19 protein-coding genes are annotated in these 20646 nt (G+C 73.8%); 7 read left to right on the top strand and 12 right to left on the bottom strand.

The genetic code is table 11. From position 1 onward, the window contains the following. A partial coding sequence (locus ACPCK6_RS11615; protein ID WP_423481108.1) for an ROK family transcriptional regulator occupies window positions 1-1183 on the bottom strand: 1183 nt, incomplete at its 3' end. Window positions 1184-1325: 142 nt separating this feature from the next. On the opposite strand from ACPCK6_RS11615, the gene ACPCK6_RS11610 reads away from it, so the two are divergent. Together ACPCK6_RS11610 and sthA are read left to right on the top strand one after the other, a co-directional pair. Further along, the gene (locus ACPCK6_RS11610; protein WP_423481107.1) at window positions 1326-2702 is read left to right on the top strand and encodes a glycosyl hydrolase family 18 protein; all 1377 of its coding nucleotides are present in this window, start codon (window positions 1326-1328) and stop codon (window positions 2700-2702) included. Window positions 2703-2783: 81 nt separating this feature from the next. Beyond that, window positions 2784-4187 carry a Si-specific NAD(P)(+) transhydrogenase gene (gene sthA / locus ACPCK6_RS11605; RefSeq protein ID WP_396883038.1) on the top strand — a complete coding sequence of 468 codons (1404 nt, stop codon included), beginning with the start codon at window positions 2784-2786 and terminating at the stop codon, window positions 4185-4187. Window positions 4188-4318: 131 nt separating this feature from the next. Here sthA and ACPCK6_RS11600 read toward each other — a convergent pair whose 3' ends face one another. Genes ACPCK6_RS11600 through ACPCK6_RS11575 form a run of 6 tightly spaced genes read right to left on the bottom strand, consistent with a single transcriptional unit; the run spans window position 4319 to window position 11531 of the window. After that, the gene (locus ACPCK6_RS11600) at window positions 4319-6106 is read right to left on the bottom strand and encodes a gamma-glutamyltransferase family protein (protein WP_423481106.1); all 1788 of its coding nucleotides are present in this window, start codon (window positions 6104-6106) and stop codon (window positions 4319-4321) included. A gap of 11 nt (window positions 6107-6117) precedes the next feature. Beyond that, window positions 6118-7155 (bottom strand): ABC transporter ATP-binding protein, encoded by a 1038-nt coding sequence (locus ACPCK6_RS11595; RefSeq protein WP_423481105.1) that lies wholly within the window; start codon window positions 7153-7155, stop codon window positions 6118-6120. Beyond that, window positions 7152-8174: an ABC transporter ATP-binding protein gene (locus tag ACPCK6_RS11590; protein WP_423481104.1), complete on the bottom strand. Its 1023-nt coding sequence runs from the start codon at window positions 8172-8174 to the stop codon at window positions 7152-7154. Before ACPCK6_RS11590 ends, ACPCK6_RS11595 begins: the two co-directional genes overlap by 4 nt. Then, window positions 8171-9052, bottom strand: coding sequence for an ABC transporter permease (locus ACPCK6_RS11585; RefSeq protein ID WP_013476858.1), 882 nt, complete (start codon window positions 9050-9052; stop codon window positions 8171-8173). The genes ACPCK6_RS11590 and ACPCK6_RS11585 overlap by 4 nt, the downstream gene beginning before the upstream one ends. Next, window positions 9049-9993 carry an ABC transporter permease gene (locus tag ACPCK6_RS11580; protein WP_377626204.1) on the bottom strand — a complete coding sequence of 315 codons (945 nt, stop codon included), beginning with the start codon at window positions 9991-9993 and terminating at the stop codon, window positions 9049-9051. Before ACPCK6_RS11580 ends, ACPCK6_RS11585 begins: the two co-directional genes overlap by 4 nt. Continuing rightward, entirely contained in the window at window positions 9993-11531 is a 1539-nt protein-coding gene (locus ACPCK6_RS11575; RefSeq protein ID WP_423481103.1) for an ABC transporter substrate-binding protein, read from the bottom strand. Before ACPCK6_RS11575 ends, ACPCK6_RS11580 begins: the two co-directional genes overlap by 1 nt. Window positions 11532-11710: 179 nt before the next feature. On the opposite strand from ACPCK6_RS11575, the gene ACPCK6_RS11570 reads away from it, so the two are divergent. Genes ACPCK6_RS11570 through ACPCK6_RS11560 form a run of 3 tightly spaced genes read left to right on the top strand, consistent with a single transcriptional unit; the run spans window position 11711 to window position 15160 of the window. Continuing rightward, window positions 11711-13339, top strand: coding sequence for an isovaleryl-CoA dehydrogenase (locus tag ACPCK6_RS11570; RefSeq protein ID WP_318332737.1), 1629 nt, complete (start codon window positions 11711-11713; stop codon window positions 13337-13339). A 4-nt stretch (window positions 13340-13343) separates the two neighbouring features. Beyond that, the gene (locus tag ACPCK6_RS11565; RefSeq protein ID WP_423481102.1) at window positions 13344-14171 is read left to right on the top strand and encodes an MOSC domain-containing protein; all 828 of its coding nucleotides are present in this window, start codon (window positions 13344-13346) and stop codon (window positions 14169-14171) included. A gap of 44 nt (window positions 14172-14215) precedes the next feature. After that, entirely contained in the window at window positions 14216-15160 is a 945-nt protein-coding gene (locus ACPCK6_RS11560) for an outer membrane protein assembly factor BamB family protein (RefSeq protein ID WP_423481101.1), read from the top strand. On the opposite strand, the gene ACPCK6_RS11555 is transcribed toward ACPCK6_RS11560, so the two are convergent. Next, a complete protein-coding gene (locus ACPCK6_RS11555; RefSeq protein ID WP_423481100.1) occupies window positions 15147-15716 on the bottom strand; it encodes a GNAT family N-acetyltransferase in 570 nt (189 codons plus the stop codon). The genes ACPCK6_RS11560 and ACPCK6_RS11555 overlap by 14 nt on opposite strands. A 34-nt stretch (window positions 15717-15750) precedes the next feature. On the opposite strand from ACPCK6_RS11555, the gene ACPCK6_RS11550 reads away from it, so the two are divergent. Then, window positions 15751-16962 (top strand): MalY/PatB family protein, encoded by a 1212-nt coding sequence (locus ACPCK6_RS11550; protein WP_423481099.1) that lies wholly within the window; start codon window positions 15751-15753, stop codon window positions 16960-16962. A gap of 8 nt (window positions 16963-16970) precedes the next feature. Here ACPCK6_RS11550 and ACPCK6_RS11545 read toward each other — a convergent pair whose 3' ends face one another. Both ACPCK6_RS11545 and ACPCK6_RS11540 read right to left on the bottom strand, forming a co-directional pair. Next, the gene (locus tag ACPCK6_RS11545; RefSeq protein WP_423481098.1) at window positions 16971-18062 is read right to left on the bottom strand and encodes a winged helix DNA-binding domain-containing protein; all 1092 of its coding nucleotides are present in this window, start codon (window positions 18060-18062) and stop codon (window positions 16971-16973) included. Window positions 18063-18069: 7 nt separating this feature from the next. Then, window positions 18070-18648, bottom strand: coding sequence for a DinB family protein (locus ACPCK6_RS11540; protein ID WP_396883051.1), 579 nt, complete (start codon window positions 18646-18648; stop codon window positions 18070-18072). Between the two features lie 86 nt (window positions 18649-18734). On the opposite strand from ACPCK6_RS11540, the gene ACPCK6_RS11535 reads away from it, so the two are divergent. After that, complete coding sequence (locus ACPCK6_RS11535) at window positions 18735-19739, top strand: helix-turn-helix transcriptional regulator (protein WP_396883052.1); 1005 nt, start codon at window positions 18735-18737, stop codon at window positions 19737-19739. 19 nt (window positions 19740-19758) lie between these two features. Here ACPCK6_RS11535 and ACPCK6_RS11530 read toward each other — a convergent pair whose 3' ends face one another. Beyond that, window positions 19759-20070, bottom strand: a complete 312-nt coding sequence (locus ACPCK6_RS11530) for an NIPSNAP family protein (protein WP_396883053.1) — start codon at window positions 20068-20070, stop codon at window positions 19759-19761. Between the two features lie 23 nt (window positions 20071-20093). Further along, a complete protein-coding gene (locus ACPCK6_RS11525) occupies window positions 20094-20627 on the bottom strand; it encodes a flavin reductase family protein (RefSeq protein ID WP_423481097.1) in 534 nt (177 codons plus the stop codon). Between the last annotated feature and the right edge of the window lie 19 nt (window positions 20628-20646).

The following is a 20646-nucleotide window of genomic DNA, read 5'->3' as shown; positions in this document are numbered from 1 at the left end:
CGCCGTCGCGCAGCAGCCGGGTCATCGGCAGGGTGGCCGCGCCCATCGCGACCGCGTCCGGTCCGAGCCGGCACAGCTCGATCGAGGTCTGCGCGTACGGCTGCCGCAGCGCGTGCCGCGCGGTGGCCTCGCGGATCGCGGGCAGGTGCCGTTCGCCCAGGGCCAGCCCGGCCCAGCCGCCGAGCACCACCCGCTCCGGGTTGAACAGGTTGACCAGGTTCGCCACTCCGGCGCCCAGGTAGCCGACCGTCTCGTCGATCACCTTCGCGGCCGTGCTGCCGGTGGAGCGCAGCAACTCACCGAAGGCGGTCTCCTCGTCCGCGCCGGGCGCCGGGCGGCCCCGGTTGGCCTGGCGGAACCGGTCCAGCACCGCCTCCGCCCCCACGTACGCCTCGAGGCAGCCGTGGTTGCCGCAGCGGCAGCGGCGGCCCCCGTACACGATGGTGGTGTGGCCCCACTCCCCGGCGCTGCTGTGCGCGCCGCGGTAGCCGACGCCGTCGGCGACCACGCTCGCGCCGACGCCGGAGCCGACCAGGGCGACCACCGCGTGCCGGACGCCGCGGCCGGCGCCGAACCACATCTCGGCCTGGCCGAGCGTCTTCGCCCCGTTGTCCACGTGCACCGGTACGTCGGTGCCGGCGCGCAGCATCGCGCCGAGCGGCACACCGTCCCAGCCGAGCGTCTGGGCGTGCACCACGGCGTCGGCGGTGCGTTCGACGGTGCCGGCGACGGCGACGCCGAAGCCGAGCACCGCGGCCGGGTCGACGCCCGCCTGCTCGGTGACGGCGGCGAGGCCGTGCCGCAGGTGGGCGGCGACCCGCTCGGGGTCGGGGTCGGCGGCGGCGATCGGGTACTCGGCCTTGGCCAGCGCGGTCATGCTCAGGTCGAACAGCTCCACCTGGACGCGGGTCTCGCCGACGTCGGCGCCGACCAGGTAGCCGTAGCCGGGCGCGACGCGCAGCAGCACGCGGGGACGGCCGCCGTCGGACTCGACCGAGCCGGCCTCCTCGACCAGGCCCTCGTTGATCATCTCGCCGACCAGGTTGCTGACGCTGGCCAGGCTCAGCGCGGTGGACTGGCCCAGCTCGTGCCGGCTGAGCGGTCCGTCCAGCCAGATCCGGGTCAGCAGGACCGACCTGTTGGCCCGGCGCATGTCGCGCACCGTGGTGCGTCTGGCGTCCACGTCCGCCGCCGTCCTTCCCGGCCGCCCGCGGGCGGCTTTCGTTCCTGCTTCACGCCCTGAGCGGGGTGGTGACAGGGTACGCCGCATTTACACTTAACAAAGTTAACTGATAACCTCCGGCGCATCGATGAGGAGGTATGTCATGCGACTCGGACGTGGGATGACCACTCTGCTCGGTGGCGTCGCGCTGCTCGCCGCCACCGCCGCCGCCCTGCCCGCCACCGCCGCCACACCGACCGGCGCCGCCGCGCTCGTCGCGTGTGACGCGCCGGCCTGGGCCGAGGGCGTCACCTGGACCGCCGGGAGCCGGGCGACCTACGGCGGCCGGCTCTACCAGGCGCTCGTCACGCACACCCCGCCGGCCGGTGCGGGCTGGACCCCGGCCGCCGTACCGGCGCTCTGGACCGACCTCGGCGCCTGCACCGGCGGCACGCCGTCGCCGAGCCCCACCACCCGGCCGCCGTCGCCCTCCCCCACCGCCTCCCCGTCCCCGACCGCTTCCCCCACGCGGACGCCGACGCCCACGCCCACCGTGTCGTCCAGCCCGACCACCCCGGGCGGCGACACCTGCGCGCTGCGGTCCCGGCCGACCGGCAAGGTGCTCCAGGGCTACTGGGAGAACTGGGACGGCGCCGCGAACGGCGTACACCCCGGCCTCGGCTGGATCCCGATCACCGACTCCCGGATCACCGGCCACGGCTACACCGTGGTGACCGCCGCGTTCCCGGTCATCCGCGCCGACGGCACCGTGCTCTGGGAGGACGGCATGGACGCCGGCGTCAAGGTGCCCACCCCGGCCCAGGTGTGCCAGGCCAAGGCCGCCGGGCTGACCGTGCTGCTGTCCATCGGCGGCGCCACCGCCGGCATCGACCTCAGCTCCAGCGCCGTCGCCGACCGGTTCGTCGCCACCGTCGTGCCGATCCTCAAGCGGCACAACTTCGACGGCATCGACATCGACATCGAGACCGGCCTGACCGGCAGCGGGAACATCAACCAGCTCTCCCCCTCGCAGGCCAACCTGATCCGGATCATCGACGGGGTGCTGGCCCAGATGCCCGCCGGGTTCGGGCTCACCATGGCGCCGGAGACCGCGTACGTCACCGGCGGCAGCGTCACCTACGGCTCGATCTGGGGCGCGTACCTGCCGATCGTCAAGAAGTACGCCGACAACGGGCGGCTGTGGTGGCTGAACATGCAGTACTACAACGGCTCGATGTACGGCTGCGCCGGTGACTCGTACCCGGCCGGCACCGTGGCCGGTTTCGTCGCCCAGACCAACTGCCTCGACGCCGGCCTGGTCGTACAGGGCACCACCATCCGCGTACCGCTGGACCGGCAGGTCCCCGGGCTGCCCGCGCAGGTCGGCGCCGGCGGCGGCTACATGAGCCCGGCGCTGGTGGCCCAGGCGTGGAACACCTACCAGGGCCGCCTGAAGGGCCTGATGACCTGGTCGGTCAACTGGGACGGCTCGAAGGGCTGGACGTTCGCCGACAACGTCCGATCCCTGCAGGGCCGCTGAGCCGGTGGGGCTCCGCGTTCCACCCCCGGCGCGGAGCCCCACCGCTGGCGCAGGTTGCGAGACCCTGCGAGGCTGGCGCTCGTGTATGACTACGACCTGCTGGTGCTGGGCTCCGGACCGAGTGGACAGAAGGCGGCGATCGCCGCGGCGAAGCTGGGCCGCCGCGTCGCGATCGTGGACCGCCGCGACATGCTCGGCGGGGTGTGCATCAACACCGGCACCGTGCCCTCCAAGACGCTGCGCGAGGCGGTCCTCTACCTGACCGGGCTCAGCCAGCGCGACCTCTACGGCAGCAGCTACCGGGTCAAGGAGGACATCACCGTAGCCGACCTGGCCGCCCGCACCCAGCACGTGATCACCCGGCAGACCGACGTCATCCGCAACCAGCTGGCCCGCAACAAGGTCTCGCTGATCACCGGCACCGGCCGGTTCGCCGACGCCCACTCCGTCTGGGTCGACGCCGGCTCCGGCCGGGAGACCCGGGTCAGCTTCGACAAGGCGGTCATCGCCGCCGGCACCCGCCCGGCCCGCCCGGACAGCGTCGACTTCGACGACCGCACGATCGTCGACTCCGACGGCGTCATCAACCTCCAGGCCGTCCCGCGCAGCATGGTCGTGGTCGGCGCCGGGGTCATCGGCATGGAGTACGCCTCCCTGTTCGCCGCGCTCGGTACCAAGGTGACGGTGGTCGAGCGCCGCCCACGGATGCTCGACTTCTGCGACGAGGAGATCGTCGAATCCCTGAAGTACCACCTGCGGGACCTGTCGGTGACCTTCCGCTTCGGCGAGGAGGTGGCCGCCGTGGAGAAGCACCGCAGCGCCGCGCTCTGCGTCCTGCGCAGCGGCAAGAAGATCGCCGCCGACACGGTGATGTACTCCGCCGGCCGGCAGGGGCAGACCGACGACCTCGCGCTGGAGGCGGCCGGGCTCACCGCCGACCACCGGGGCCGGATCACCGTCGACGCCGACTACCGCACCACCGTCGAGAACATCTACGCCGTCGGCGACGTGATCGGGTTCCCCGCGCTGGCGTCCACCTCGATGGAACAGGGCCGGCTGGCCGCCCAGCACGCCTGCGGCGAACCGGCGCGCGGCATGTCGGACCTGCAACCGATCGGCATCTACACCATCCCGGAGATCAGCTTCGTCGGGAAGAACGAGGAGGAACTGACCGACGCTTCCGTCCCGTTCGAGGTGGGCATCGCCCGCTACCGGGAGCTGGCCCGGGGCCAGATCGTCGGCGACTCGTACGGCATGCTGAAGCTGCTGGTCTCACCCGAGGACGGGCGGCTGCTCGGGGTGCACGTGTTCGGCACCGGCGCCACCGAGATCGTCCACATCGGGCAGGCCGTGATGGGCTGCGGCGGCACCGTCGACTACCTGCTGGACGCCGTCTTCAACTACCCGACGCTGGCGGAGGCGTACAAGGTGGCCGCCCTGGACGCCGCCAACAAGATCCGCAACATCACCCGTATCGACACCTGACCCCGCCCTCTCCCCCGCCCCCGGCCGCCCCGCGATCTTGCACTTGCTGCCCGACGAGCGCCCGTTATGACCGCTATTCCTGGGCCGCAAGTGCAAGATCAACGAGGAAGGGAGGGCGCGGGAGGATCGGGTCAGCGGCCCGCAGCGTAGCCCTGGGCGCCTCGCGGATTCGCCGCGGCGGAGAGGACGCCCGTACGCGGGTCGCGTGTCACCGCGCACATGCGACCCAGGCTCCACGGGCCGGACAGGCGAACCGTGTGGCCCCTGGCGCGCAGGCCGGACAGCACGTCGCGGTCGATGCGGTCCTCCAGCACCAGGACGCCCGGCTCGACCTCACGGGGATAGAACGACGCGGGGAAGCTCGTCGTGTGCCACGTGGGGGCGTCGATGGCCTCCTGCAACTCCTGCCCGCCGGCCAGGTGCCGCAGCAGGAACAGCAACTGCCACTGGTCCTGCTGGTCGCCGCCGGGCGTGCCGCAGGCCATCACCGGCTCGCCGTCGCGGAGCACGAGCGTCGGGCTGAGCGTGGTACGCGGACGCCGCCCCGGCCGCAGCGTCGAGGCGAGCCCCTCCTCCAGCCAGCACATCTGCAACCGGCTGCCGAGCGGGAAGCCCAGCTCCGGAATGGTGGGCGAACTCTGCAGCCAGCCGCCGCTGGGCGTGGCGGAGATGATGTTGCCCCACCGGTCCACCACGTCGACGTGGCAGGTGTCGCCGCGGGTCACGCCGTCCGCCCGTACCGTGGGTTCGCCGGTGCTCGGATCCTGCGGGACGGCCCCGAGACCCACGTCGGCACGCAGGTGGGACGGGAGGCGGGGTGGCTCACCCGCCGGGCTGCCGGGGCGCAGCGTCGTGTCGGCGCGGTCGCCGACCAGCGCGGCCCGCGCACTGGCGTACTCGGCGGACAGCAGCGCGGAGCCCGGCACGTCGGTGTCGCCGTACCACGCCTCCCGGTCGGCGAACGCGAGCTTCAGCGCCTCGGCCTGCGCGTGGATGCCGTCCAGGCTCGACGGGTCGTGGACACGCGGGTCGTCGAGCGCGTCCAGGATGGAGAGCGTCTGGAGCAGCACCGGGCCCTGGCCCCAGAAGCCGGTCTTGGCGATCGTGTGCCCGTGCCAGTCCAGCGTGACCGGTTCCTCCCAGGTGGCCGACCATCCGGCCAGGTCGTCGCCGGTGACCAGCCCGGCGTGCGCACGCCCGCTGGAGTCACGGAACGGCAGCCGGCTGAACGCGTCGATCGCCTCGGCGACGAAACCCTCCCGCCAGGCGCGCCGGGCCGCCTCGATCTGCGCCTCCCGGTCCGCACCGGCGGCCCGTCCCGCGTCGACGAGGCGGCGCAGCGTGTCCGCGTACGCCGGGTTGGTGACCATCTCCCCCGGCGCGGGCGGGCGGCCGTCGCGGAGCCAGAGGCGCGCGGAGGTCGGCCAGTGGTCGGTGAACAGCGACCGGACCCGCGCGACGGTCTGCCCGGCCGGGCCGACCAGCGGGTGGCCGGCGGCGGCGTAGCCGATCGCCGGTTCCAGCACCTCGGCGAGCGTGCGGGTGCCGTGGTCGCGCAGCAGCAGCAGCCACGCGTCGACAGCGCCCGGCACCACGGCGGCGAGCGGGCCGGCGCCCGGCACGAGGTCCAGGCCCAGCGAGCGGAAGTGGGCGACGGTGGCGGCGGCCGGGGCCGGGCCCTGGCCGCAGAGCACCCGTGGCGTGGGGTCGGTCGCCGTGGCGAGGATCGCGGGCACCTCACCGGCCGGGCCGTTGAGGTGCGGCTCCACCACGTGCAGCACGAACCCGGCGGCCACCGCGGCGTCGAAGGCGTTGCCGCCGCGTTCCAGCACACCCATCGCGGACTGGCTGGCCAGCCAGTGCGTGGACGAGACCATGCCGAACGTGCCGCGCAGCGTCGGCCGGGTGGTGAACGTCATCGGCGGTGAGCCTACGCCGTACCGGCGGCGTCCGCGCGCGTCGTCGCGCCCTCCTCCCCCGGGCCGCCGTCGCGCTCACCGTCGAGCGGGAACAGACACGCCGCGTGGTGGCCCGGGCCGACCTCGGCGAGCGCCGGATCGGTCTCGGCGCACGCGGGCCGGGCCTGGGGGCATCGGGTACGGAAGCGGCACCCGCTCGGCGGATCCACCGGGCTCGGGATGTCACCGGTCAGCACGATCCGACGGCGCTCCCGCTCGACCCGGGGGTCGGCTACCGGCACCGCGGACAGCAGCGCCGCCGTGTAGGGGTGCGCCGGGTGCCGGTAGATCCGCTCCGGTGGGCCGGTCTCGACGATGCGGCCCAGGTACATCACCGCGATCCGGTCGCTCATGTGCTCCACGGCGGCCAGGTCGTGCGCGATGAACAGGTAGGTCAGCCCCAGGTCGCGTTGCAGGTGCCGGAGCAGGTTCATGATCTGCGCCTGCACGCTCAGGTCCAGCGACGCGATCGGCTCGTCCAGGACGATCAGGTCCGGCTCCCCGGCCAGCGCTCGCGCCACGCCGACGCGCTGGCGCTGGCCGCCGGACAGCTCGTGCGGATACCGGCCCGCCGTGTCGGCGCGCAGGCCGACCAGGTCCAGCAGCTCCGCGACCCGGGCCCGCCGGGCGGCGGCGGAGCCGGCGAGCCGGTGCACGATCAACGGCTCGGCGATGCTGTCACCGACCGTCCGGCGTGGGTCGAGGGACGCCTGCGGGTCCTGGAAGACCATCGCCACGTGGCGGCGGGTCGCGCGCAGGCGACGACGCGACCAGCGGGTCACGTCCTCGCCCGCCACCCGGACCCGCCCGGCGGTCGGGTCGACGAGCCGCAGCAGCGCCAGACCGGCCGTGGACTTGCCGCTGCCCGACTCGCCGACCAGCCCGAGCGTCTCGCCCCGGCGTACGGCGAGGGTGACGCCGTCCACCGCGCGGACCGTGCCGGCCGGGGTCGGGAAGTGCACCTTCAGGTCGTCCAGCTCGGCGACCACGTCCGGGGTGTCGGCGCTCATCCGGCCTCTCCACGGTAGAAGGTACGGACCGTGTGCCCGTCGCCGACCGGCGTCAGCGGCGGCAGCTCGTGCTCGCAGCGGGGATCGGCGCGGACCGGGCAGCGCGGCCAGAACGCGCAGCTGGCCGGCAGGTCCAGCGGGCTCGGCGGCGACCCGGGAATGGCCACCAGGTCCTCGCCGCGGCGGGACGGGTCCGGCCGGGCCGCCAGCAACGCCCGGGTGTACGGATGGGTGGGCGTGTCGAACACCGTGTCGACGGGGCCCTGCTCGACGATCCGCCCGCCGTACATGACCGCGACGGTGTCCGCGATGCCCGCCACCACGCCCAGGTCGTGGGTGACCCAGACGACCGCGGTACCCAGCCGTGCCTGGAGGTCCGCGACCAGTTCGATGATCTGCGCCTGCGTGGTGACGTCGAGCGCGGTGGTCGGCTCGTCGGCGATCAGCAGGTCCGGCTCGCAGGCGAGCGCCATCGCGATGGCGACGCGCTGGCGCATGCCGCCGGAGAACTGGTGCGGGTACGCGTCGACGCGCCGCGCGGCCGACGGGATGCCCACCATCTCCAGCAGTTCCACCGCCCGGTCGCGGGCGGCCCGGCGGGTCAGCCCGAGGTGTTCCTCGGCCGCCTCGGTGACCTGCCGCCCCACCGGCAGCACCGGGTTGAGTGAGGTCATCGGATCCTGGAAGACGAACCCGACGTGCCGGCCTCGGACCTTGCGGCGGCGGTCGTCGGGCAGCGCTGTCAGTTCCGTGTCGAGCAGCCGCACCCGGCCGGTGACAGTGGCGGCGCGCGGGGCGAGGCCGGTGGCGGCGAGCAGGGTCATGCTCTTGCCGCTGCCGGACTCGCCGACCAGCGCGAACGTCTCCCCCGACCGTACCTGCCAGGACACCCCGGCGACGGCACGGACCGGGCCACGGCGGGTGCCGACGGTCACAGTGAGGTCCTCGACGGACAGCACCGTCGAGTCGGTCGTGGAGTGCCCGCGCTGGCTCGGCATGCGGTCGGTGCGTTCGGTCATGGGGTGCTCCTGCGGGCCTCGCCCAGGGTGAGCTGACGCGGGTCGAGCACGTCGCGCAGCGCGTCGCCGACCAGGTTGAACGCCAGCACGGTGAGGAAGATCGCCGCGCCCGGGAACACGCCCAGCCACCACGCGTCGGTGACGAAGCCGCGCCCGTCGAACAGCATCCGGCCCCAGGCCGGCGCGGGCGGCTGGATGCCGAGGCCGAGGAAGGACAGCGCGGCCTCGGAGAGGATCGCGAACGCCAGCGACAGCGACGTCTGCACGATCAGCGGCGCGGCGATGTTCGGCAGCACGTGCCGGCGCATGATGCGCAGGTCGGACGCGCCGATGGACACGGCGGCCCGGACGAACACCTGCTCGCGTACGGAGAGCACGCCGGCGCGGGTGATGCGGGCGAAGATGGGTGTGTAGACCACGCCGATGGCGACCATGGCGGTGAGCAGGCCGGGGCCGAGCACCGCCACGATGGCGACCGCCAGCAGCAGCACCGGAAACGCGAACAGCACGTCCATGCAGCGCATGAGCACGCTGTCCAGCCAGCCCCGGTAGTAGCCGGCGAACAGCCCGAGCGTCACGCCGGCGACCAGCGCGATGCCGACGCTGACGGCGCCGACCTGCAGTGACACGCGGGCGGCGACGAGCACCCGGCTGAGCACGTCGCGGCCCAGTTCGTCGGTGCCGAACGGGTGCGCGCCGCTGGGTGGGCGCAGCATCTGGTCCACGTCGACGTCGTTGACGCCGGCCGGTGCGAGCCACGGGCCGGCCACGCCGACCACCACCAGCAGCACGAGCACGATCGTGCCGCCGACGGCGAGCGGGTCGCGGCGCAGCGCGTCCAGGACACGGCGCCCGGTGCTCTCGGTCGTGGCGCTCACTTGACCGTGATCCTCGGGTCGAGGCGGGCGTAGAGGATGTCCACCAGCAGGTTGACCAGCAGGAACAACGCCGCGACGAGAAGCACCGCGCCCTGCAGGACGGGATAGTCGCGGGCCTGCACGGCGTCGAAGGTGAGCCGGCCGATGCCGGGCCAGGCGAACAGCACCTCGATCACGATGACGCCGCCGAGCAGGCTGGCGAGCTGCACCGCGACCACCGTGACGACCGGGATGAGCGCGTTGCGCAGCACGTGCCGCATGATCACCACCCGGTTGCGCAGCCCCTTCGCCTCGGCGGTGCGTACGTAGTCGGCGGAGAGCACCTCCAGCACGGAGGAGCGGATGAACCGGGTGAGGATCGACGCGGTGACCAGGCCGACGGTGACCGCCGGCAGCGCCACGTGGGTGGCCCACCGGCCGGGGTCGTCGGTCAGCGCCACGTAGCCCGAGGGTGGCAGCCAGCCGAGCACCCCGGCGAACAGCAGGATGCCCATGATGCCCATCCAGAAGTCCGGCACGGAGACGCCGAACTGGCTGAACACGCGGGCGGCGTGGTCGACCGCCGAGCCGCTGCGGACCGCCGCGACGATGCCCAGCGGGAACGCCACCAGGAGCGCGAACACCACGGCGGTGACGGCGAGTGACAGCGTGGCGGGCAGCCGTTCCAGCACGATCTGGCTCACCGGCTGACCGGTGCGGAAGCTGACCCCCAGGTCACCGGTGAGCGCGTGCCCGAGGTAGCTGGCGTACTGCACCGGCAGCGGCTGGTCGAGGCCGGCGCGTTCCCGCAGCGCCTCGTACGTCTGCGGGTCGAACCGGGTGCCGAGCGCCACCCGGACCGGATCGCCCGGCACCAGTTGCAGCAGCAGGAACACCACGAGCGTGACGCCGACCAGCACGACCGCCGACTGGAGGACCCGCCGCAGGACGAAGCGGGCCATCACTTCGCCAGGGCGACCGACCGGAACCGGATCGCCCGGTCGGTGCGCACGTCGTAGCCGGAGACCTTCGTCGACCAGCCCTGCACCACGTCCGGGTTGTAGAGGTAGAGGTAGCTGGCGTCGTCGACGATCTGCTTCGCCGCCTGATCGTACGCCTGCTTGCGGGCGCCCTGGTCGGTCTGGGTGCGGGCGTCGTCGAGCAGCTTGTCCACCGCCGGGTTCTTGTACTTGTGGAAGTTGAACGTGCCGCCGCTGTGGTGCTGGGCGTAGTAGAACTCGTCCGGGTCGATGTTGCCGAGCCAGCCCAGCATGAACCCGTCGAAGTTGCCCTTCGCCTGCTCGTCGAGCCACTGGGCGAAGTCCAGCGTACGGATCTTGACGGTGATGCCGACGTCCTTGAGCTGCGCGGCAATGACCTGCGCGGCGGTGACCGTCTCCGGGTACTCGCTGGTGACCATCAGGTCCATGGTCAGGTTGCTCACGCCGGCCTGACCGAGCATCTGCTTGGCCTTGCCCGGGTCGTGGCTGTAGGGCGCGTAGTCGTAGTAGAACGCGCTGGCCTTCGGGATGGCGGTCTGGTTGACGGTGGCCAGGCCGAACTTGGCCGCCTTGGTGATCGCCTCACGGTCCAGCGCGTACCCGACGGCCCGTCGCACCTCGGGGTTGTCGAACGGCTTGCGGGCCTCGTTGAGCGCCACGTACCAGTAGTCGGTGGAGGCCGCCGACTTCACCACCGGGTCGTCGCCGGCCTGCAACGACTTCACCTGCTGCGGCGGCAGGTTGTCGGTCCACTGGACCTGGCCGCTGCGCAGGTTCTGCAACGCCACGGTGGGATCCTTGACGAAGGTGAACGTGACGCCGTCCAGCTTCGGCTTGTCCCCCCAGTACGCGTCGTTGCGCACCAGCTTGACGCTGTCGCCCGAGGTGTAGCCGGCCACCTTGAACGGGCCACTGCCGACCGGCGCGGTCTTGACCTTGCCGGACTCCACGTTTGACTTCTCCACGATCGCCACGCCCTTGAAGCCGCCGAGGTTGGCGAGCAGGTTCGGCGTGGGCGCGCTGAGCGTCACCACCACTGTGGCCGGGTCGGGCCCGGTGACCGACTTGACGGTGGCGAACTTGTACGCGTTGTTCAGCTTCTCCTTGATGATCCGCTCGTACGAGTAGACGACGTCCTCGGAGGTCAGCGGCGACCCGTCGGAGAACGTGACGCCCTCGCGCAGCGTGAACGTCCAGGTGAGCTGGTCGTCGCTGGTGGTCCACTTCGTCGCCAGCGACGGCACCATCTTCAGGTCGGCGTCCGGCTCGACGAGCGTGTCGTAGACGTTCTCCAACACCTGGAAGCTGTAGTACGCCGAGGTCTTGTGCGGGTCGAGCTGGTCGGGTTCGCCGCCGATCGCGGCGTTGAGGACTCCGCCGGCGCCGCCGGCGTTCCCCCCGCCGCCGACGTCGACCGCCTCGCCTCCGGTGCATCCGGACAGGACGCCGACGGTCAGTGTGAGTGCGGCGCCGAGCACGCCGAGCTTCTTCCTGGACACAGGCCCCCCTAGCCACTTCCCGGACAAAAGAAAGTTTCGGCGAGTCTTCTCTCCGAGCCGGATGATGTCAAACGAATCCAGCCAAATTGACTTGTCGTCGCGCGCTTGCCGGTGCGGAGTGAACGGTGGTTCAATCCGGGCCCCGACCCGATCCGCCACCTGCGCTGGGAGTTGCCGCCGTGACCACACACGAGGTCGTCAACCAGGTTCCGCCGATGGTCGGCCACGACACCGCCGACGATCCGGCGCTGCGCGACGGGGTGGCCCGCGAGGGCGCCGGATGGGCGCTGCCCGGGCTGCACGAGCTGGGCCGGCTCGCCGGTGGCGAGGAGGCCGCCGAGCACGGCCGGCTCGCCAACGAGCACCCGCCGGTGCTGCGGACCCACGACCGGTACGGCAACCGCGTCGACGAGGTGGAGTTCCACCCGTCCTGGCACGAGCTGATGCGTACCGCCGTCGGTCACGGCCTGCACGCCGCGCCGTGGGCCGACGACCGGCCGGGTGCGCACGTGGCCCGTGCGGCCGGCTTCTACCTGTGGCGGCCCGACGCCGGGCACGGCTGCCCGATCTCGATGACCTACGCGGCGGTGCCCGCGCTGCGGCACAGCCCGGACCTGGCCGCCCGCTACGAGCCGCTGCTCACCACCCGCGAGTACGACTTCGGGCTGCGCCCGCCGCAGACCAAGCGCGGCCTGCTCGCCGGCATGTCGATGACCGAGAAGCAGGGCGGCTCGGACGTGCGCGCCAACACCACCACGGCCCGGCCCGAGGCGGACGGCAGCTACCGGCTCGTCGGGCACAAGTGGTTCACCTCGGCGCCCATGTGCGACCTGTTCCTCACCCTCGCGCAGGCGCCCGGCGGCCTCACCTGCTTCCTGGTCCCCCGGGTGCTGCCCGACGGCACCCGCAACCCGATGCGGCTGATGCGGCTCAAGGACAAGCTCGGCAACCGCTCCAACGCCTCCGCCGAGGTCGAGTACGAGCACGCGGTGGCGTGGCGCGTCGGCGACGAGGGCCGAGGCGTGCGCACCATCATCGACATGGTCAACCTGACCCGGCTCGACTGTGTGATCGGCGCGGCGGCCGGGATGCGTCACGGCGTGACCACAGCCGTGCACCACGCCACCCACCGGCGGGCGTTCGGCGACTACCTGGCCGACCAGCCGCTGATGCGCAACGTGCTGGCCGACCTGGCGGTGGAGTCCGAGGCGGCCACCGTGTTGATGGTCCGGCTGGCCGGCGCGACCGACCGGTCGGCGCGCGGCGACGACGGCGAGACCGCGTTCAAGCGTCTCGCCCTCGCAGTCGGCAAGTACTGGGTGTGCAAGCGCTGGCCGGGGCACGCCGCCGAGGCGCTGGAGTGTCTGGGCGGCAACGGCTACGTCGAGGAGTCCGGCATGCCGCGCCTGTTCCGGGAGTCGCCGCTGAACTCGATCTGGGAGGGCTCCGGCAACGTCGCCGCGCTCGACGTGCTGCGCGCGCTCACCCGGGAACCGCAGGTGCTCGCCGCGTACGAGGCGGAGGTGGCCGCAGCGGCCGGCGCGGACGCCCGGCTGGACGCCGCGGTGCGCCGGGTGCGCGACGAGCTGGCCGACCACACCGACCTGGAGCTGCGCGCCCGGCGGGTGGTGGAGCGGCTGGCGCTGGTGCTCCAGGGCGCGCTGCTGGTGCGCCACGGCCACCCGGCGGTCGCTGACGCGTTCTGCGCGTCCCGGCTCGACGGCGACCACGGGCAGGCGTACGGGACGCTGCCGGGCGGGCTGGACCTGGCAGCGATCATCGACCGCGCCACTCCCAAGATCGGCTGAGGGCGTGGCGGTGCGGCTCGCCTCGGTACACCTGTATCCGGTCAAGTCCCTCGGCGGCGTCGACGTCGGCCGGGCCGAGGTCGAACCGTGGGGGTTACGGCACGACCGCCGCTGGCTGGTGCTGCGCCCGGACGGCCGCAAACTGGGCTCGAGCGTCCTGCCGGCGCTGCTCGGCCTGACCGCCGTGCCCGGCTCGGGGTCGGTCACGCTCATCGCCCGCGACGGGTCGTCGCTGACAGTCGCCGAGCCGGTGGACGGGCCGCCGGTCCCGACCGACGTGTCCCGGCTGGACACGGTCCGGCTCGCCGCCGACGAGGCCCACGACTGGCTGTCCGCGCGGCTGGGCCGGCCCGTACGGCTGGCCTGGCTGGACGATCCGCACCGCCGGCCGATGTCGGCCGAGCACGGCGGCGGGCCCGGTGACCCGCTGAACCTGTCCGACGCCGGGCCGCTGCTGGTCGCCACGACGCCGTCGCTGCGGCGGCTGCGGGACTGGATCGTCGAGGGCGCGCTCGAACGCGGCGAGCCCGCGCCGGAGCCACTGGCGATGGCCCGGTTCCGGCCGACAGTGGTGCTGGACGGGCCGGTCGAACCGTTCGCCGAGGACGGCTGGACACGGGTGCGCATCGGCGCCGTCGACTTCCGGGTCTCCGAACGCTGCGACCGCTGCTCGGTGACGCTCATCGACCCGGAGACCCTGGCGCGCGGGAAGGAACCGATCCGCACGCTGGCCCGGCACCGGCGCTACGACGGCAAGACCTGGTTCGGCGTCCGGCTGGTCCCGCTGACCACCGGCGAGATCCGGGTCGGCGACGAATGCCACGCGATGTGAAAGGCGTAGCGCCGGTGACGGTGCGGTGGAGCAGACCGTCGCACATGCGCGGCCCGCAAGCCGTCGCGGTGGCCTCCGGGTACGTGGTGGCCCACGAACGCGCCACCCGCCTGGCCGGGCTGGACGCCGCGACCGGCGACGCGCGCTGGGACGTACCGCTGGGCACCTGGCCCCGGGCGGTGGTCGTGGCGGGCGGGCGGTGCTGGGCGCTGCCGCAGAACCGGGACGAGGTGGACTGCCTCGACCTGCGCACCGGAGCGCTGGTGTGGCGCGCGCCGGTGCCGCCGTACACCGGTCATCTCGTGGTGGGCGGGGACACCGTGCTGCTGGGCGGGTGGCGCGGCTACACCGCACTGCGCGCGCTGGACCGGGAGACCGGGACGACGCGGTGGGCCACCGCCGAGCGGGTGGCCACGGTACGGCCCGCGGTTGCCGGTGGCGTCGTCGTGGTGGGCACCCACGGGGGGTCCGAGCTGCGGATACTCGACGCCGCCAGCGGCGACGAGGTGCGCCGGCTCGCCCTGCCCGAGCCGCTGACGGACAGCGACCACTCCCCGGCCCTCGTCACCGTCGACAACGACCACGCGCTGTTCCGGTGCGGCCCGCGCACCATCCGGCGGGTCCACCTCGGATCCGGCGACGGCGAGGAGTTCTTCCGCGCCGAGGCCGACCTCACCCCGGGCGCGCCCGCCGTCACGGGCACCCTGGCCTGGGTACGCGACACCCGGGGTGGCCTGACCGCCGTCGACGTGGTCACCGGCGCCGTCCACCGGCGGGTGGGTCCGGGCGATCCGCCGGCGGAGGGCGTCGCGCCGGCCGGCGACAGTCACGTGGTGGCGCGCCGCTGCGGCGCCCTGCTGCGCGTGGACGACGACGGCGTCGACGAGCGGACCACCGGGCTACGCCGGATCGACTCGCTGCACGCCCTCGACCCGGACACCGTGCTGCTCGCCGGGGCGGGTGGACTGAGCGCGGTCAGCCCGCACTGACCGGCCGGGACCGCCACTCGTCGGCCAGGATCGCGTAGACGAGCTGGTCGGCCCAGCCGTCCCGGAACCGGTAGCTGCGCACGTGCCGCGCCTCCCGGCGCATGCCGAGCCGGGCCATCAGGCGGGCCGACGGCTCGTTGTCCGCGTGGCAGCGGGCCACCACCCGGTGCAGCCCGAACCCGTCGAAACCCCAGTCCAGCAGCGCGCCGGCCGCCTCCGTGGCCAGCCCCCGGCCGCCGTGGCCGGGGTGGAAGACGTACCCCAGTTCGGCGGTGCGGTCCGCGGCGCTGCGCCACACCAGCTCGACCGCGCCGATCACCCGGGCGTCGCGCACCACGGCGAGCGTCAGGCAGTCGCCCTCCGCGCGCAGCGCGTCCTCGCCCGCCATCGCGGTCACCGACGACAGGGACTCCGCCCGGGTACGCGGCGCGGCACCGGCCATCCAGCGGACCACGTCCGGGCGGCGCTGCCAGGCGTGCACGTCGTCGAGGTCGCCGAGCGTGACCGGGCGCAGCAGCAGCCGGGGCGTGCGCAGCGGGTACGCCGGGTGGGTCATCGGGCGATGGTAGGAGGTACCTAGGGTGGGCCGCATGGTCGTTTCCGCCGACGAGGGCAACCCGCTCACCCAGCTCACGCTCGACCAGCTCCGGCAGCGCACCAGCGTGAAGTGGCGGCTGTACCCGCCGGACGTGCTGCCGCTGTGGGTGGCCGAGCAGGACGTGCCGCTGGCGCCGCCGGTGGCCGAGGCGCTGCGCCGGGCGGTCGAGCTGGGCGACACCGGCTACGCGTTCGGCACCGGGTACGCCGAGGCGGTCGGCGGGTTCGCCGCGCAGCGGTGGGGCTGGGCCGACTTCCCGGTCGGCCGCACCTCGCTGGTGCCGGACGTGATGATGGGTACGGTCGAGGTGCTGCGCCTGGTCACCGGCCCTGGTGACGCGGTGGTGGTCACTCCCCCGGTCTACCCGCCGTTCTACGCGTTCGTCACCAGCGCCGGTCGGCAGGTCCTCGAGGCGCCGCTCGGCGCGGACCTGCGCCTCGACCCGGCCGCGCTGGAGGAGGCGTTCCGCCGCGCCCGCGCGATCGGCGACCGCCCGGCGTTCCTGCTCTGCAACCCGCACAACCCGACCGGTGTGGTGCACCGGCCCGACGAGCTGACCACCGTCGCCGAGCTGGCCGCCCGGCACGGCGTACGGGTGGTGGCCGACGAGATCCACTCGCCGCTGGCGCTGCCCGGCGCGCGGTTCACCCCGTACCTGACGGTGCCTGGTGCGGAGAACGCGTTCGCGCTGCTGTCGGCGTCGAAGGCGTGGAACCTGGCCGGGCTCAAGGCGGCGCTGGCGGTCGCCGGGCCGGACGCGGCGGACGACCTGGCCCGGATGCCGGAGGAGGTCAGCCACGGACCCAGCCACCTCGGGGTGCTCGCGCACACCGCCGCGTTCCGGGCCGGCGGGCCATGGCTGGACCGGCTGCTCGACGGCCTCGACGCGAACCGGGCGCTGCTCGGATCACTGCTGAGCGACCACCTGCCGACCGTGTCGTGGCAGCCGCCCGAGGGCACATACCTGGCCTGGCTGGACTGCCGGCGCCTCGGCGTACCCACCGAGGCGGGCGGCGGACCGGGGGTGGCGAGCGACGTGGCCGGTCCGGCGCGGATGTTCCTCGACCGGGCCCGGGTGGCCCTCAGCTCCGGGCACGTCTTCGGCTCCGGCGGCGCCGGGTTCGTGCGGCTCAACTTCGCCACCTCCCCCGCCGTGCTCACCGAGGCGGTCACCCGGATGGGCCGGGCGGCGGCGACCGCCTGACGTGCGGCTCAACGGGCGGCGACGCGTACCCCCTGGTTGTCGCCCTCGGACAGGAACGACGCCACGGCGCTGCCCTCGGCGGCGACGGCCGCGCGTTCGGCGCGGGCGAGGGCGCGCAGCGGTGTGACCACCACGACGCCCGCGTCGACCGTCCAGGTGGCGGCGACCCGGCCGTCGACGAGCACGAACCGGGCGCCCGCGACGGAGAGGTTGCGGTGGTCGTCGTCGATGATCCGGCTGCGGTCGTGGTAGCCGAGCACCGCGTTGTCGAAGGCGGGCAAAAACCGTACCGGCGCGGGGGTGTCCGGGTCGGGCCGGGGCGCGCCCGGCAGGTCCAGCAGCGTGCGGCCGCGCGCGTCCCGGAAGGCCACCAGTTCGTCGCGGACCGCCGCGACCGCGGCGGGCAGCCCGGCGAGGCCGCACCAGGCGCGCAGGTCCGCCGACGCGGCCGGGCCGAACGCGGCCAGGTAGCGCCGCACCAGCGCCCGCCCGGCCGGGTCGTCGCCGTCCGGGCCGGGCGGGTCGGCGTCGCGACCCAGCCACCGGGCCAGAGCGACGGTACGGACGCCGGCCGTGGCCCGCCACAGTCCGCGCGGCGGGGCCTGCACGGCCGGGACCAGCGCGAGCACGATCTCGCCGAGCGCCCGCCGGTCGGTCTCCGGCCAGCGTGCGGCGAGCGCTCCCACGATCTCGGCGGTGGTGCGGGGTTCGCCGTCGGCCAGGACCTTCCGGGCGGCCGCGGCGAGTTCGTCGAGGTCGACCCCGTCGAACTCGCCGCGGTAGACGCCAAGCACCCGCTGCCGCAGCATCGCGTCGTGCCGGGACCGCCAGGCCAGCACGTCGGCGGCGGCGAGCAGGTGCACGGTGCGGCGCATCAGGTGGGTACGCACCAGGCGGCGGCGCACCAGCAGGTCCGACAGGACCGCCGGGTCGAAGGCCCGCAGCCGCGACCAGAGCCCGACGTACGGCTCCTGCGGCTCCTGGGCCTGCAACCCGCACAGGTGCGCCACCGCGTCGGCCACCGGCAGGTCGGCGCGGTCGAGCAGCAGCTGACGGGCGAGCGTGGCCCGGTTGAGCGCACGCTGGTCGAGCACTGTCACGGCCGGCTCAGGTGGTGGTCTGGCCGTCGATGCTCTCGCGCAGGATGTCGGCGTGCCCGGCGTGCTGGGTGGTCTCGGCGATGACGTGGATCAGCACCCGCCGGATGCTGCGGACCGAACCGGGCTCGTTCCACGGCGCGTCCGGCACCGGCCAGGTGGCCGACAGATCCTCGACGCCGGCGATGATCTCCTCGGTACGGGCGGCGATGCGGGCGTACCGGTCCAGGATGGCCGGCAGCGTGTCCTCGGGCAGCATCTGGAAGTCCCGTCCCCGCTCGATCGCCCACTGCGGCAGCTCGCGAGCCTGCCCGGACATGAAGTCCTCCCAGGTGACGCCCTCGGGCATGGCGAAGGACATCGCCGACGGGCCCTCGACCACGAACCGCAGCCACGCCTCCTCGGTGGACGCGACGTGCTTGATCAGGCCGCCCAGGCAGAGCGCGCTGACTGTCGGCTTCTGCCCGGCCTGCTCGTCGGTCAGGCCACGCACCGTGTTGGTCAGCATGTTCCGGGCCTCGGCGAGCTCGGCCAGCAGGTCGGTCCGCTCGGCGTCCAGGGTGGCAGGGGTCGTGGTGGTGCCGGTCATCGTCATCGGTTCCTTCCGGTCCTGATCGGGTACGGGTCCACCCTCGCAGGCATAGCGGTCAGGAAGTGTCCTCTTCTCGCGGCAGAATGCGTGTCGTGCCGAAGACCTCCGCCCGGCTGCTCGCCCTGCTGTCCCTGTTGCAGGCGCGACGGGACTGGCCCGGATCGCTGCTCGCCGAACGGCTGCGGGTCAGCCCGCGTACCGTGCGCCGCGACGTCGACCGCCTGCGGGAACTGGGCTATCCGATCGAGAGCGCCAAGGGCCCGGACGGCGGCTACCGGCTGGGCGCCGGCTCGGCGCTGCCGCCGCTGCTCTTCGACGACGAGCAGGCAGTGGCGCTCACCGTGGCGTTGCAGACCGCCGCCGGTGGCGTGACCGGCATCGAGGAGGCGGCCGCGCGGGCGCTGACCACGGTGCGGCAGGTGATGCCGGCGCGGCTGCGGCACCGGGTGGACGCGCTGCGGGTGGTCGACGTGCAACGCGCCGGCACGCCGGCACAGCACCGGGTGGAACCGGCGCTGCTGATGACGTTGAGCGCGGCCGTGCACGCCCGCGAGGAACTGCGCTTCGACTACGAGTCGGTGTCCACGACGCCGCCGGTCGCGGGCCGGCCGCCGCGCCGGGTGCAGCCGCACCACCTGGTCACCTGGGGCGGGCGCTGGTACCTCGTCGCCTGGGACCTCGACCGCGACGACTGGCGCACGTTCCGGGTCGACCGGATCAGCCCGCGTACGCCCACCGGCCCCCGCTTCACGCCCCGTGAGCTGCCCGGCGGGGACGTGGCCGCGTACGTCGCCGGGCGGTTCAAGGGCGCCACCGGGCCGGGCGACTGGCCCTGCCGGGGCGAGGTGATCCTCGACCTGCCCGCCCGGGTGGTGTCCGGGTGGACCCGCGACGGGATCGTCGAGGCGCTGGGCCCGGACCGCTGCCGGCTGGTGCTGGGCGCCTGGTCGTGGCCCGGGCTGGCCGCCGTGCTCGGCCGCTACGACGCCGACATCGAGGTGGTCGGGCCGCCGGAACTGCGCGAGGCGTTCGCCCGCCTGGCCCGCCGGTACGCCGCAGCGGCAGAGGGCCCGCACCCGCCTCGGTAGCCCCGGGCCGGCCGGGCTGTCAGTCGGTGGGCAGGAGCGGGCGCATGAAGGTGCGCTCGTACCGCAGGACGCAGCCCGACTCCTCGCGGATCCGGTCGGCGGCGACGAACTCCGGGTCCACGCCGAACCGGGTCCGGTACTGCTCGTACGCCGCGAGGCTGGAGAAGCTGAACAGCGCCTCGGCCCGGTCGCTGGCGCCCTCGGCGGGCAGGAAGTAGCCGTGGTGCACGCCGCCGTGCCGCGTCACCAGCCGCATCCAGGTACGGGCGAAGCGCTCGAACGCCTCGATCTGTGCGGGGTCGATCGTGTAGTGCACGACGCAGGTGATCACGCGGCCACGATAGCGGCGGCCGGTCAGGCGGCGGAGCGGCGGTCGCCGGGGTCGGTCGTGTCGGCCAGGCCCGCGTACCGCCCCCTGTGGTAGAGCAGCGGCGAGCCGACGTCGGCGTGCCGCAGCAGTTCCGGTTCGGCGAGCACCACGGCGTGGTCGCCGACGACCACCCGGTCCACCACCCGGCACAGCAGCCAGGCCAGCGTGTCGTCGAGGACCGGCACCCCTTCCGGTCCGGGCCGCCAGCGGGTCGGCCCGGCGAACCGGTCGATCCCGCTGGTGGCGAACGTCCGGGCCAGCTCGTGCTGGCCGTGCCCGAGCAGGTGCACCCCGACGTGCCGGGCCCGGGACACCACCGGCCAGCTCGACGAGCCCCGGTCCAGGCAGAACGAGACGATGGGCGGTCGCAGCGACACCGCGGTGAACGACGTGGCGGTGAACCCGGCCGCCGGTGGTCCGGCGGCGGTGACCACCGTGACGGTGCTGGCCTGGTGCCGCAGCAGCGTCCGCACCGCGTCGGCGTCGGCGTCGACCGGGGTGTCGGCGGGCTCGGTCACGGTGTTCCTCCAGACGAGC

The sequence above is a fragment of the Micromonospora sp. AB353 genome (genome assembly GCF_049538395.1).
GTDB lineage: Bacteria > Actinomycetota > Actinomycetes > Mycobacteriales > Micromonosporaceae > Micromonospora > Micromonospora aurantiaca.
The sequence above is the reverse complement of the archived record's forward strand: the minus strand, read 5'-3'. Positions and strand labels throughout refer to the sequence as shown.

Excerpts from the sequence above, each read along its gene's own strand:
- ACPCK6_RS11535 (WP_396883052.1), top strand. The coding sequence starts at position 18,735 with ATGCGTGTCGTGCCGAAGACCTCCGCCCGGCTGCTCGCCCTGCTGTCC.
- ACPCK6_RS11595 (WP_423481105.1), bottom strand. The coding sequence starts at position 7,155 with ATGAGCGCCGACACCCCGGACGTGGTCGCCGAGCTGGACGACCTGAAG.
- ACPCK6_RS11550 (WP_423481099.1), top strand. The coding sequence starts at position 15,751 with ATGGTCGTTTCCGCCGACGAGGGCAACCCGCTCACCCAGCTCACGCTC.
- ACPCK6_RS11610 (WP_423481107.1), top strand. The coding sequence starts at position 1,326 with ATGCGACTCGGACGTGGGATGACCACTCTGCTCGGTGGCGTCGCGCTG.
- ACPCK6_RS11555 (WP_423481100.1), bottom strand. The coding sequence starts at position 15,716 with ATGACCCACCCGGCGTACCCGCTGCGCACGCCCCGGCTGCTGCTGCGC.
- ACPCK6_RS11590 (WP_423481104.1), bottom strand. The coding sequence starts at position 8,174 with ATGACCGAACGCACCGACCGCATGCCGAGCCAGCGCGGGCACTCCACG.
- ACPCK6_RS11540 (WP_396883051.1), bottom strand. The coding sequence starts at position 18,648 with ATGACCGGCACCACCACGACCCCTGCCACCCTGGACGCCGAGCGGACC.
- ACPCK6_RS11580 (WP_377626204.1), bottom strand. The coding sequence starts at position 9,993 with ATGGCCCGCTTCGTCCTGCGGCGGGTCCTCCAGTCGGCGGTCGTGCTG.
- ACPCK6_RS11560 (WP_423481101.1), top strand. The coding sequence starts at position 14,216 with ATGCGCGGCCCGCAAGCCGTCGCGGTGGCCTCCGGGTACGTGGTGGCC.
- ACPCK6_RS11600 (WP_423481106.1), bottom strand. The coding sequence starts at position 6,106 with ATGACGTTCACCACCCGGCCGACGCTGCGCGGCACGTTCGGCATGGTC.